At 41.6% G+C, this 13,776-nt stretch carries 11 protein-coding genes and 1 tRNA gene; 4 read left to right on the top strand and 8 right to left on the bottom strand.

Annotated elements, in window-relative coordinates:
• Positions 1-56: 56 nt before the first annotated feature.
• A tRNA-Leu gene (locus M9899_09545) sits at positions 57-145 on the top strand.
• A 135-nt stretch (positions 146-280) separates the two neighbouring features.
• Here M9899_09545 and M9899_09540 read toward each other — a convergent pair.
• From M9899_09540 to M9899_09520, 5 genes are all read right to left on the bottom strand, one after another.
• The gene (locus tag M9899_09540) at positions 281-709 is read right to left on the bottom strand and encodes a hypothetical protein (protein MCO5114403.1); all 429 of its coding nucleotides are present in this window, start codon (positions 707-709) and stop codon (positions 281-283) included.
• Positions 710-795: 86 nt separating this feature from the next.
• Positions 796-1,281 (bottom strand): hypothetical protein, encoded by a 486-nt coding sequence (locus tag M9899_09535; GenBank protein ID MCO5114402.1) that lies wholly within the window; start codon positions 1,279-1,281, stop codon positions 796-798.
• Positions 1,282-1,296: 15 nt separating this feature from the next.
• Complete coding sequence (locus tag M9899_09530) at positions 1,297-2,790, bottom strand: alpha/beta hydrolase (GenBank protein ID MCO5114401.1); 1,494 nt, start codon at positions 2,788-2,790, stop codon at positions 1,297-1,299.
• A 248-nt stretch (positions 2,791-3,038) separates the two neighbouring features.
• Positions 3,039-4,004, bottom strand: a complete 966-nt coding sequence (locus tag M9899_09525) for a hypothetical protein (protein ID MCO5114400.1) — start codon at positions 4,002-4,004, stop codon at positions 3,039-3,041.
• A 123-nt stretch (positions 4,005-4,127) separates the two neighbouring features.
• The gene (locus M9899_09520; GenBank protein MCO5114399.1) at positions 4,128-6,140 is read right to left on the bottom strand and encodes a hypothetical protein; all 2,013 of its coding nucleotides are present in this window, start codon (positions 6,138-6,140) and stop codon (positions 4,128-4,130) included.
• A gap of 269 nt (positions 6,141-6,409) precedes the next feature.
• On the opposite strand from M9899_09520, the gene M9899_09515 reads away from it, so the two are divergent.
• Positions 6,410-7,780: a trypsin-like peptidase domain-containing protein gene (locus M9899_09515; GenBank protein MCO5114398.1), complete on the top strand. Its 1,371-nt coding sequence runs from the start codon at positions 6,410-6,412 to the stop codon at positions 7,778-7,780.
• 3 nt (positions 7,781-7,783) lie between these two features.
• Here M9899_09515 and trpS read toward each other — a convergent pair whose 3' ends face one another.
• Positions 7,784-8,803, bottom strand: coding sequence for a tryptophan--tRNA ligase (gene trpS / locus M9899_09510; protein MCO5114397.1), 1,020 nt, complete (start codon positions 8,801-8,803; stop codon positions 7,784-7,786).
• 169 nt (positions 8,804-8,972) lie between these two features.
• Here trpS and M9899_09505 point away from each other — a divergent pair, with 169 nt between their 5' ends.
• Positions 8,973-9,740: a hypothetical protein gene (locus tag M9899_09505; GenBank protein MCO5114396.1), complete on the top strand. Its 768-nt coding sequence runs from the start codon at positions 8,973-8,975 to the stop codon at positions 9,738-9,740.
• A gap of 58 nt (positions 9,741-9,798) precedes the next feature.
• Here M9899_09505 and M9899_09500 read toward each other — a convergent pair whose 3' ends face one another.
• Positions 9,799-11,286, bottom strand: a complete 1,488-nt coding sequence (locus M9899_09500) for a mechanosensitive ion channel (protein ID MCO5114395.1) — start codon at positions 11,284-11,286, stop codon at positions 9,799-9,801.
• Positions 11,287-11,466: 180 nt separating this feature from the next.
• On the opposite strand from M9899_09500, the gene typA reads away from it, so the two are divergent.
• The gene (typA, locus tag M9899_09495) at positions 11,467-13,242 is read left to right on the top strand and encodes a translational GTPase TypA (GenBank protein ID MCO5114394.1); all 1,776 of its coding nucleotides are present in this window, start codon (positions 11,467-11,469) and stop codon (positions 13,240-13,242) included.
• A gap of 98 nt (positions 13,243-13,340) precedes the next feature.
• On the opposite strand, the gene M9899_09490 is transcribed toward typA, so the two are convergent.
• Positions 13,341-13,538, bottom strand: coding sequence for a hypothetical protein (locus tag M9899_09490; GenBank protein ID MCO5114393.1), 198 nt, complete (start codon positions 13,536-13,538; stop codon positions 13,341-13,343).
• Between the last annotated feature and the right edge of the window lie 238 nt (positions 13,539-13,776).

The raw sequence follows: 13,776 nt of genomic DNA, 5'->3' as shown, positions 1-13,776 counted from the left end.
ACTTCACACTTAAAGATTGTTTTTTATCAAAAAATCGCTATGTTTATTCCTTACGTGCCCGAGTGGCGAAATTGGTAGACGCACAGGACTTAAAATCCTGGGTCCCTCACCGGACGTGCCAGTTCAAGTCTGGCCTCGGGCACCATCTAAAATGCAATACCCAGAATACAGTTAACGGTATTCAGAATACTGGTCAGTATTCTGAGATCAGATCAGAAGGTAAACTTTGTTTGCACGGGGTAAACCTTCAACCCAGCGTAGTTTTACCCGCTTCGCGAAATCAATTCGTAGTATCATCCAAATATAAGCGACCAGATCCTTCGATCAAAATAGGATCCGCGTATGGACGAAAAAGTATTGTAGGGCCACTAGAAAGATTTATATAATCAACCTCCCTGACACCCCACGAAGAGTCTACATCGGGAAAAGGCAATCTATTCGCCTTATCACCCAGGCCTATTTTGACCACATAGTCGATGTCACTCTTTGTATCCTTTTTTGAGCCGCCAAAAACGGCCAGAGGCAAATCAGAGTCTATAGCTCGACGCTGTCCTTTTGCCGCTGAGCCTGTAATAAAAACATCGAGCCCTGATGAGTTTACCAATATCTGAATAGCTGATATTTCCTGCGGCCTTAAGTCACCAGTATTTTTAGACGTTTTTAAGTCCCCATTAACCAAAGCTTCGCTGAGTCTGATTTTTGAAGCCATAAGAAAACCCACGCAAGCTTTGTTTGCATGTGACAAAAATGGGAAGTGCAAAAGAAGTATAAGGCAGAACATCCGCATATTAGAAATTAGCGACATTCACCGATATCAAAGGGAGCACTTAAGCCACCAAGCTTATGACCATTAGAATCGAATAAAAGCACAATGTCATAGGTGTTGGAAGTGTAATAGGTTGGTGTATTAAAAGAAAAAACATCTGCGCTACGAGCTTTTGTAAGATCAAAACTTAAAGGCACAATCCCTTCTTCATCACCCATCAAATATTTAACTAAGGTAATATGACCTTCAGCACGATTTAATCTTTGCCTATCAAGACCCATATAACCAAAATCCAAGCGCTCATATTTATCAGTAATGGAATGGGTGGCTTTTGTGGCAGAATACTTTTTACCTTCAAGCTCCACAAAATATCCGTATTGGTTTTTTTTAAGCTCTAAGGGGCCAAAGCGAACCTCACAGCTAACTACACTTTGAGCCGCAGACTGACCCTCTGGAGCCACGTTCTGGGCTCCTGCAGAAAAAACAAAAAGACTTAATAAGAATTGAAAAATCATTTTTACCTCTTCGTTCTACTGCTCAACATTGATTTTAAACGAACTTAAACTCTGAGCAGTACACATTTTATTTTTTATATTTAAACCCATCAAAGCGCTCTTAATAAGTATATCCATACATTGTATTTCTTGTTGTGAACCCATATCGTAAGACTCTAAAATGGGATGATGGCCCAAACTATCAAAGGCTAGAAAATAACTCTGCTCTGGAATGGTGTTGACGTCACGATAATGCTTTTGCGCTAAATCTAATGGAGTTGCCAGATCGTATGTCCCATTAAAGTAGTACACAGGAGCCTTAATAGAAAACTGTTCTGGTTTATATAATGACGGCACATCACCAAAACTATAATATTTGTTCTTAAAGTACAAAAGGCTGATATCCTCTTCATAATGAATTAAAAAGTTCTCTGTATCTATATATTCTTTCTCAATTTCTTGTAGATTAAATGTGGAAATGTAATTTCTGGCAGCTAATTCATCACAGGCCATTGTAGCATCTTCATCTTCGATTTGTTTTAATTCCACAATCATACCGTTCATAACTTTATAAAAGACGGCATTAAAATCTCTTGTACAACGTCCCAGTTCTTTTGCCAGAAGTGTATTGTAAACATGGACATCCACATCCGTGGGGGCCACCCCTTGCGGAAAGACCGTAGACATGGATATCTTTTTAGGAAAATTTTGCTTCACCCAGTTTAAGAGCACATCACGATTGACGATCAACTCTGAACCCATAGAATTTAAATGTGCGGCAAATTTTTTCTGAGCATATTGACCATGATTTAAGCTGATGTCTCTTAAAACCTGAAAAACAGGATTAGGTATATTTTTTGTTTCAGGGTAAGCATGATAGGATTCGATCTTCTTTTTTGCATCTTCAGATAACGACGCCCAAAACTGATCTACAAGCTTCTTCATGTGGTCTGTTGTCACAAACTGATAAAACACACCTTCTAATAGAACCGCTTGCACAGACTGTGGATAATAGCTGGCAAAGATAGTAGCAGGTACTGTCCCGTAAGAGGCTCCCCATACACTCACCTTTTTAAGATTAAAATGATCAATGATCGCCTTAGCATCTGTCACCACATTCACAGAACTGTAAAAATCTGAATCCAAATATATGGCTTCAGTTCTAGGCTTTGAACACCCCACTCCACGATGATCAAAGGCCAAGAGATTATATCCCAATTGCGTAGCAATTCGCCCTTGTAGATCTAGATTATGAGAGTGCCCACCTGGGCCACCTGTAAAATATAAAATTGTAGGACGCTCTGCTTGAAAGGAATTGATAAAATGAGTGTAAACAAAAACAGCTTCCTCTTTGAAGGTTCCTGTTTGAACCCACCCACCTGTTTGACGAGTCAGAGCCGCAGAACATAACGTGAATCCATCCACATAGGCGGTCTTAGCAGAAGGCTTAGACGCTCCTACCCCATCCTGTGCATTCGCAAACAGGGTGTAAAACACACATAGAGCTAAAAAACCTAAGGCTTGCTTCATCACTTGTACTTTTCCTATACAAGTCTTTAAATGCGAGCCCTATACCAGATCACTGGGATTTAAAGGGACTTTTGCCACCTAAACCCCTACAATATTTGGCATTTTTGGCTTAAAGAGACTTTTTTTGTCTATAGAAGGCATTTAAGGGAGAACCGCTTCGCACTTTTCAGCAAAGGACCATCCCCTCCTCCCTCATCAGTCTCACCAAAAATACTGTACCGCTGACTGCGTACGATGTGTGACGCTTTTTAAGGAGCTACTTCCTCTGTCTCATCTTGGCTAGGAGTGGTCTCCGAGTTGGCGTCTGAACTTGCCTCATCTGATTTGGGTGCATCAGGTTTCTCGCCAAATAAAATGTCAGAGGCATCTTTAAAGTTAGGATCTGAAAGGTCTGACTTAAATTCTGGGAGTTCTTGTAAAAGTGTCTCGTCAGGAGCTGTTTCGATAAAAGATCTTAGCTCTTCATTGACTCTATCCTGCTCTTTTTGCTCTTCAGGAGTAAGCTCTATAGGTTCCACTAAAATAGTGTGTTCCTCATCTACAGACGGCTCACTTGGTGAAGTGCTATCAGCAGCAGCACCAGTGTCTACAGATTCTGCAGGGGCTTCTTGTGGAGAAAATGTCATGCCTTGATCAGACGGTTCTTGTTCCTCTGACTTTTTCTTTTTATCTTTTTTAGATTTCTTTTTGCTCTTCTTGTTATCTTCTTGAGACTCTGCTGTCTCATCAGCGTTTACAAACTTACCTTGTTGCAATAACCTAGAGGCCATTGAAAACTTACCTTTAGCAAAATACAATCTTACCAAATAGTCTTCAAAGCCATCATAATAATCGACCCTTAATGGGATATAATAAAGATTTGAAAGCTTACTGACTTGAAAGGTTAAAAGGGCGTAGCGGTCACTGCTGAAATTCACACTTGAGTTTTCAAGAGCAAATTTTGATACCGTATTTTTTTGAATAGAGCTATCTACAATCTCGCGATACTCGTCAAAGTACTTTAGACTTTTGGCTCTAGAATTGTAAACTTCAAGCTGAATGTTGATCCCACCAGAAATAGAGCGGTTAAAAGTTACAAACTGCCAAACCAGCGTGCCGCGCTCAGCTTTTGTATTTAAAGGGTAACGTTTCCCTAACACAAGTGGAGCCGCAGACGCGAACACGCCAGACAGCAGGACAACAACTAAAACAACAACTCTAATAAAGAAGTTCACTCCTTCAGTGTGCCTTATTCAGTTTCAATTTAAAAGTGCATTTTTTTACACATGGATGGACATAGACTTAAGCCATAGATTTACAGACCTAAGTTGTGTTTCGTTTTAAACCACAATACTTGTTTATCGGACCCCAGTCGCATTTAAATGATCTTGAGTTGAGGGGCTCGCGTTGGTGAAAGGTAAAACTGGAGGATGATCACCCTCAATTTTTAAATCCCCTCGTCTGTATTGTTCCAATTTCACATAACCACTTAAATAGTGTTGAATGTAATTCATAAACGTATAGTTGTCTTTATTTGAGGCTTGAGTGTAATCCTGATCTATCTCACAACGTTTGGAGTTAAAACATCTTTTAAGCTTGGCGTTTGCGCCTGAGTACACCTCACCCGAAGAACCCAGAATTCTTTTTAAGCACTGTTCAGGGGCACCGTCAGTAGCATAACAAGAGGCATCTGACGTCGCACTGCTAAGTTGTGGATAATCTTTACTCAAATCACTTAAGCACTGATATCTTTCTTGATTTGTGACTTCACAACCCATCAGTCTTACTCGACATCCATTTAAGTCACACACCAAAGTTTTTCCCTCTCTGTCTAAAAGGGGCACAAAGCTCTTATACTTTTGAATGTACTCCTCAGCATGCTTGGTACAGACTTCTTTGTATTTACTTGGAAATTTTTGTTCTAATTCACTTGCAGATTTAGCCTGCGCAAGCTCTTGTGATTTCACATTACAATTGATACTTAATACACCCAGAGAATTGATCGCCGCAAAACACTGATTGCGAACTTCGGCGTATCGTTCTTTGTAGGCATTCAGACCTCGGCCATCTGGACACATGTTTTCTTTTAAAGAATTTAAAAAGTTTTTATATTTTGCCGTAGAGACCGCAACGATCTCTTCTCTAGACATCCCTTCTTTGATTTCAAAGCTTTCACCTTTAGAGTTGCTGGCTGTCAGAGCATCTTCAATTCGTCTTGCCATACCCATTTCACATCGGGCTAAATCACTTGCGCGTTGATCTTCACGCACCACACAAGCTGTAATTGTAAAGTTAGTACCACTGCTTAAATTTCCCCAATATCCATTGTACATATTGATCGCAGGTTTAAAACCCATGGGTGGTGCGGTATCATCATTGGCCCCTAACTCATGGCCTAGCATGGCGTTCATACTGTCGGATAAAGGTTTGCTATCACCTTCATTGGGATTCGTCTCAGGGTAGTTGTAGTAATAGTCGCCGTTTTGATCCATCACATACACTTCCGCTCCATTAGCACTTCCTGAAACAGGAACCCCTAAGGCTCTTGACATATCTTCTACAACTCCAAACCCGCCCGAACATCCTGCCATATTGACATAGGCATCATCAGTAAAAAGTCCATTTAAAGCCGATATCTGCGAAGACGCAGCCGTCAGTGAACGTTGCGCTTTGGATTCTTTGTCTGTCCCTGCAATGTTCTCACGCACATAATATTTACCATCTTCAAGAATCACTTCTCGTCCCATCGCTTTGGCTCGTGTGGCCTCTTGTGCAGAAATAGGCTTGTAATACTCAGTGCTATTATGAAGAAAAATTCCATCAAGTGGACTTGAATGTGTGATAAAATCTAAAGATCGAATTTTACCTGCCCCTTCAATTCTCCCACTTTTAATGGCACTTGCCACATCTGTCAGAGTCACGGGACCTGAAGAGCGATAAAACTCTCTTAAGCTTGAAGGTTTAGCGATGGCATACAATGTGGCCGTAGTGAAATTATCTGCTGTCAGTGGAGTGGTGATCATGTGAGCTTGAGGTCCACCGTCTTTGAAGTCTCTATGAATACTAATGTCATAGTCTTGCTCCAGTCTTTCTGGAGTTGTTTTATGATGAACTGTCCCTTCATGAAAAGACGTGGAACCCAAAATAAGAACGCGATCGTTAGGAAAATTTTCTTTAATACGTTTGGCTCTAGATACAGCCATCTGATAAGTGCTCATACCTAGTTCATTACCATAACCAGCAACGATCACATGTACGTTCCGTCCATCCACAAGCAGATCATTCTCATGTCCTTTTAATGAAGCATACAAGTAGGCTTGCGAGACTACAGGTAACATCATCAATAAAGAGCATAGAACGACTTTAAACACTTACTTCCCCCCAATAAGCATCACTTGTGGATATTATAAAGAAGCAAATTTAGGGCCAAATAAGGGACGTTTTATGCGTACTTACAGAGAGTTAAAATTACATGTGTCAAAACTTTAGACACTCAAAATCCTAATTCTAGACAGTGTAGTTTTTTACACATTCAAGACTTTAAAACACATTTTATTCATACCTTAGACCTGTTTTAGGACCTTTATATGAACTCTTTAAGGATGAAAAATTTTAAAATTCAGTATATACTTTACTCACGATGAAGGTGCTTAATGTTTCTATTTTTATAACGGCGTTTTTACTTGCACACACTGCTAGTGCATTAATTTTTGATAATGGTTCTAGGCGTGCAAATGTAAACGAAGCCCCTGAGCCTATCAGGTGGGCTTCACGTGCTGTAGTAAGTGTGTTTTCTCCATCAGGGTTTGTTCAACAACCTAATGGGGACTACCTAGTTAAAAAATTCCAAATGAACGCCGTCCCTAACTCCCCCAAAACTGACGCTCTTCGCATGGTGTGTGAGACCGAACTCTACTCTAGGGACTATCGCGCAGAATCTTTAAAAGGGTCAGGTATTCTGATCACACCTGATCATGTTTTGGTCCCTGCTCATTTATATAAACGCTCGACAGACTGTAAAGAAAGAAAATTGGTGATCAACTATACAGGCCATACTGACATCATACCTCACGAAGATGTTTACAGTTGTGTGAAACGAGAATACATCCGTTATGACGTCAATCCTGAGTTTCGCCCACAGGGCCAAGAGTACGGGGCTTCAAAAATGGATGGTCACATGGATTATGCCATTATTAAATTGGATCGTCCTGTTAAAGGAATAGAACCTGCAAGAGTAAACGACAATGCAGAAATTTTAAAACTCAATGATCGTTTGTACTTTGTCAGCTCTATGCGAGGTTTACCTCAGACAGTTGAAAGTGCTGAGATTAAATTTATGGCCCCAGCAGTGATTAGCACCAATGCTTCAACAGCACAAGGATCTTCTGGAGGCATTTACTTTAACGAAGAAGGGCTTTTTATTGGGATGCACATCTCAAGTAACCCCGCAAGTAATGCCAAAGATGATGAATCCAATTGTTTACGTTGGGTGCAAGAGAGCACGGAAACATTTGCTTGGGACACGTTGGTCTATATCAAAGAACGCGGCGTAGAACGTCCCTTTGGTGCTTTAATGTTACCCACTACGGCCTTTCATAAAAAACTATTTACAATTCAAAAAACCTATCTAGATGAATTAGCACAAAAAAATCAAGAAGACTCCATCAAACAGCGCCTTGAGCAAGCCCAATCTGCTACGACACCACAAACTGCCACTGTGAATGCGAGTGCACCAGCACCTCAGTCCTCCAAAGCACAAGAAGAAGATGTATCACAACCTATTGCTCCGATTGTGCCTTCACCTGCAAAAACAGAATCTGACGTAGAAACTCTTACTGCGGCGGAAGCCCATACACCCTCACAAACCACGGTCCTTCCTGTCGAAGGCACTCTTTCCCAAAGAGGAGCTCGCTCTAATAAAGAAGCCGCTGAAACTACGACCATAACAAAGCCAAAAGAGGCACCTCCTGCCACAAAAGACTCTGCGGCAGAATCTAAAACCTCGCCTTAGTTTTTATACTCCGATAGCTTGACGTACACCCTTTAACACTTCACGAGCCTGCTCGCGGGCTCTTTGTGCTCCATCTTGTAAGACACTTTCTAATTCGTCTAAGTGACTCATATAATGATCATACACTTTGCGGGGCTCTTGCAGTCTGGCGTTTAAAATTTCAAAGATCTCTTGTTTGACCGTTCCCCACGCAATGCCCTGAGCATACCTTTGTGTCATCTCTTTAATCTGTTCATCTGTTGCAAAGAACTTATAGAAATCAAACAAGACATTGTTCTCAATGCTCTTAGGAGCTTCGGGAGGGGTTGAGTCTGAGACAATCTTCATGATCATTTTGCGCAGCTGTTTTTCTGGCAAAAATACGGGAATATGATTGTTGTAACTCGCACTCATTTTTCTTCCATCCAATCCAGGTAAAAGATTTTTTTGTGTGCGTGTGTTCAAATGAAATTCGGGAAGATTAAATAAAAAATCACCTTGCTTTTGTTTGCCATAAATATGGTTAAACTTCTGTGCAATGTCTCTAGCGATTTCAAGATGTTGAACTTGATCAGGACCCACAGGAATACGATGAGCATTCAAAGCCAAAATGTCAGCGGTCATAAGTATGGGGTAGGTGTAAAGCCCCATATTCACACCATCATCTACATCTTCTATATTTTTAGATTCATTTTCCTGCACCTTAGCTTTGTAAGCATGGGCTCTGTTCATTAAGCCTTTGGGAGTGATCGCACTTAAAACCACTGACAGCTCAAAAATCTCTGGAATATCGGACTGTCTATACAATACCGTCTTTTTAGGGTCTAAACCCAAAGCCAGCCATGTGGCCGCGACCTCATAGGTGATCGTTTTAAGTTTATGGGCATCTTGAACGGCATTCAGTGCATGGTAATTGGCAATAAAAAAGTAGCTCTCAAAGTTAGGCTCACAAGCCAAGTCTAAAGCAGGCTGAATGGCTCCCATCCAATTCCCTAAATGAACCCCTGTGGCCTTGATGCCCGATAACACGCGTTGCTGTTTCATAAGTCTGCTTCACCTTACTTAAGTGTCTTTTTTGCCTACAAATTTAGGCTATAACGCCCATTTTTGTCACTTGAAACCCATTATATCAACCTATAACACTTCCTGAAACCAAAAATTCTGGCCCAGACCTTGCCTATATAACTCCGACTTGGACGTTTGGAGGTCTAAAATGATTACAAGATATGGAATTTGTCCTGATTGTGGGACACACATCCCAGAGCATCGTCATGATGACACTTGGGTGCTTTGTGAATGTGGTTGGATGGGTTCAAAAAATACCCAAGAGCAAAACTATCAACAGCAAAAAACAGCCATCGGTCGCATACTCGCGGCAGGGTTGCTTATGATTCTTACTTTTGTGCACACCGCAAAATGGGGACAGGAGTCGTTAAAAGTGATTCCACTGCAAGTTCACAATTTGCTAAGCACAGCTTCACCTGAGCATTATCATGAGTTTGCCAAGATCAATTTAAAGCGAAACTTTTTGCCAGACGCTGAACGCTTTGCCACAAAATGGGCAGAACGCACAGACACACCTGAAGCTTGGCAAGAACTTGCGCTTTTACGTAAACAGATGGATCTTCCATTTCCAGCCATCGTAGCTTTTGAAAACTACATTGCCCGTGGCGGAGAAGAACCTCTACCTCTTTTCCACTATGCTCAACTATTAGAAAGCACAGAAAGCCCTGATAAGGCGGAACATGTTTATAGACAGATTGTAAGCATGAATAAAGACACTTACCCACGCACAGTGGTTGAAGAATTAGTGCGTCTGTTGGTTTCTAAAAACAAACTTAAAGAGGCTACTGTGGTTTTAAATCAACTCAGCAAACCTAATATGGAACTCCCCTCTCACCTTGTTAGACAAAAAGAGTGGATCAAACAGCTGATGCAAGAAAATAGTAAAGTTCGTACATCTGCGGCTTTAGCAAAATAATTTATAACTTAAAATTCCATATCAAAAAAGGAACCCTAAAGAAGGTTCCTTTTTTATTTTATTTAAACTTAGAACGTATTTCTTTGATGACCTCAGAGGCATGTTCACGCCCCCCTAATCCAAATGCCAATCCCGTTCCTAAAGCCAGGGCACCCAAAATCAACCCGAAAGCAATATTGACGATCTCATCGGCAAGACCCATGCGAGTCAGCGCCATAGCACCTACTAAAATCAAAATCCCGACACGAGCAAGATGAGCCAAAATATGAGCATTGGTCACATTTGAATTTCGAATTGTTTTGGTCACAATATTCGCGACAAAAAGTCCTAAACCAAAGACGACTAAGCCCAATAACACGCGTCCAGCAAAGACAGTGACCTCTTTCACAATCTCAGCCACAAAGACCAGTCCCACTTTATCTAAAGCTTCGATCGTAGCAAAGAACATCAGAGCATAAAAAGCAATATGACCTACAATCTGTGACGGCGAGATCACTCCACCTGCTTGAGTGCCAAATTGACGATGGGTCAGACCTAATTTTTCTAAGATATTATTAAATCCCATTCCCTCTAAGACTTGAGCCACCAGTTGAGCTACCATCTTAGCGATAAAATAGGTCACAAGAACTAAACCTAAAGCAAACAAGATATTCGGAACCGCTTGGAAAAAGGTGTCTAGAATCTTCACCATAGGATCTGTTAAAGCATCCAGACTTAATTTTTTTAGGGCTTGAATAAAAACCAAAATTAAAATTAAACCGTAAGCTAAAGTTCCACCCAGTCTTGAAAACTGCACTCCCCCAGTAGCCTGATCCACACTCATCTTTTGGATGACAGAGTCTACACCTAATGAAACTAAGAGTCCCGTAATCACATCTCTGATGATCTTAGCAATAAACCAACCCACAGCTAAAATCACCACGGCTGCAAAAAGCTGTGGTAAGAAGGCTAGAGTGTTCTCCACCATCTTCTGCATCGGATCGCTTAAATCCCGTAAACCTAAACCTGCAAGAATGGCGGGCAAGAATAACAAGAACACTACTCCATAACCCATCTCAGCCAAAGATTTTGTGAAACTAAACGAAAGCGCTTCCCCCGCATCTAAGCGTGAACCGATGCGACTGTCTAAGCCTACTTTGTGGCCAAAAAATAAAATGCCTCTTTTGGTGATCCAAGCACACAACACAGCAGCAAACAAAGGGATCAGAGCCTTAAGAGCAATAAGACCTAAATTGCCTATTAGGGTCAGCACACTATCTAAAAAGTTATCAACTTCTGTAAGCTTTGCAAATTGAGAGGCGATTTTAAACAGCACGATGAGCATGACAAAAAAGAAGACTCGAGCAATCAGCCTTTCAAGGTCGAATTTGAAAATAATATGCTCGAAGAGTTCATTCAGACGAAAGAATCTTAAGACATGCACCTTAAACCAATGAGTAACGAGTCTTAAAACAACCCAACCCACCATCAGCACACCGAGTGCCACTACAATGCCTAATGCGTGATCTTGTGCATAGACGCGAAAGTTCTCCAACCACTCTTGCATCTCCATAACCCCTCCATGTGTTTATCATTCGTTGTATTCATACGATGCGTGTATGTTTACGAAAAAAACTTACCCCAATGTTTAAATGTTAAAATATTTTTTGTGTTAAGACCCTAAATAATGCGCCACGCAAATTGCAAACCCATTGATTTCCTTAAGAAATCTCTGCAGAAATAAGTAATGGAAATTAGAAATATTGCGATTATTGCCCACGTGGATCACGGGAAGACAACACTCGTGGATCATTTACTCAAACAAAGCGGAATGTTCAGAGACAACGAACACGTCGAAGAACGAATGATGGACTCTATGGATCTTGAAAGAGAACGTGGGATCACTATTGCTGCCAAAAATGCCTCCTTTGAATATAAAGGTGTGAAGGTGAACATTGTCGACACCCCAGGGCACAGTGACTTTGGTGGCGAAGTGGAGCGTATCTTGGATATGGTGGATGGTGCCATTCTGCTAGTCGACTCCAGTGAGGGCCCCCTGCCTCAAACTCGTTTCGTTTTAAAAAAAGCCTTAGAGCAAAATAAAAAGATCATTTTGTGCATCAATAAAATTGACCGTAAAGACGCTCGCGCTGACGAAGTGTTAAACGAAGCTTTTGACTTATTTATTGAGTTAGATGCCACAGAAGAGCAGGCCGATTTTAAAACCGTGTACGCCATTGCCAGAGAAGGCAAAGCCTCCCTGCAACTTGAAGATGTGACAGAGCAAACCGATCTTTCTGTCCTGTTTGACCTGATCTTATCTGAAGTCCCTCCTCCAAAAGTAGAAGACGGCCAGCCCTTTAGAATGCTAGTCACCAATATTGGTTATAACTCCTATGTGGGTCGTCTAGCCATTGGCCGAATCCAATCAGGCACTATTGAAACAGGTGCGCGCGTCAACATCCATCAAGCTGATGGCAAGAAGGCGTTTAAAATCACAGCCCTGTTCACTTACAACCGCAACCAACAGGTAGAAACCCAAAAGCTCACCGCAGGGGACATTGCCATTGTGGCGGGCTTTGAAGACTTACAAATTGGGGACACCATTGCCGCCCTTGAAGTGGAAACCCCACTTCCGCGCATCAATGTAGATGAGCCTACTGTAGGTATTTTTATTTCTGTGAACAATGGTCCTTTTGCGGGTAAAGAAGGTGATCATGTCACATCTCGAAAAATTAAAGAGCGTTTAGAAAGAGAGCTTCTTACAAACGTCTCTCTTCGTCTTGAAGACACGGGGTCACCAGAGACCTTTAAATTGATCGCACGTGGTGAACTGCAAATTGCGGTTTTGCTAGAACAGATGCGTCGTGAAGGCTATGAGGTGCTAGTCAGTCAACCACAAGTGATCATGAGATCCGAAAACGGAGTGCAGCTAGAACCTTTTGATCTGGCTTACATTGATGCCGAAGACCTCTATATGGGAAGTGTGACCCAAAAATTACAACAACGTAAAGGCATTCTAGTTGAGATGAACACCAAAGGCACAGGCAGAACCACCGCCGTATTTAGAATCCCCTCTCGTGGTTTGATTGGTTATCGTTCCGAATTTTTAACAGACACCAGAGGTACAGGACTTTTAAACACCCAGTATGATGGTTACGACGAATACCGCGGGGAAATTCAAAAACGCTTCAACGGCCGTATGGTTTCAGATCGTCAAGGCAAAGCCACAGGTTATGCTCTTTTTAACCTTGAAGACCGTGGGAGTATGTTTGTCACTCCAGGCACTGATGTTTATAAAGGCATGATCATTGGTGACTATAACAAAGGTTCTGAGCTGAGTGTGAATGTGTGTCGCGAAAAGAAACTCACAAACATTCGTGCTTCAGGTTCTGATGAAAACATCAAATTGACCCGCGTAAAGCCTCTCAGCATAGAAAGCGCTCTAGAGTGGATTGATCAAGACGAACTGATCGAGATCACACCCAAAAGCCTTCGTCTACGCTTAAGAAGCATTCAATAAGATTCGTATACAGGGGATAAAACAAAAGTCCCTCTTCTGCTGACCACCCCATCACCTAGCTGTAAGCGATCACAAATCGAACGCTTACCCGCTACACATCACGAAAAGCCATACAACAGATGACCACGCTCTAAAGTGAAGGTCATTTTGATCGTCCCAATTTCTAAAACCCTTAAGTCTTTACGAGGTTCATCTAAATTTTTAGAGGATCGCCTTTTAGATTGATCTAAACTTTTCTCACATTGAAGATTTTTAACATACTGAAGCTTAGGCAAAGTATTCTCAATTGGTCTCATAATTCACATCTCCTGTCCGAACTATAGACTCTGCAAAGACAACCCCACACCCAACTCCAATATACCGAATCCTCACCCCGTTCACGCTCCTAACCCGTCCGTAATCAGGTCACCTCACAAACATTCCACTCCCAACCACAAACGCAGAGATACACACACCAAGAAGAGGCCCCAGCCTTAAGATTCTTATCTATTGATATATATGGTCGAAATGCGAGTTCGGCTTGGCATTCTTTTG

The sequence above is a fragment of the Pseudobdellovibrionaceae bacterium genome (genome assembly GCA_023954155.1).
Taxonomy (GTDB): Bacteria; Bdellovibrionota; Bdellovibrionia; order Bdellovibrionales; family UBA1609; genus JAMLIO01.
The sequence above is the reverse complement of the archived record's forward strand: the minus strand, read 5'-3'. Positions and strand labels throughout refer to the sequence as shown.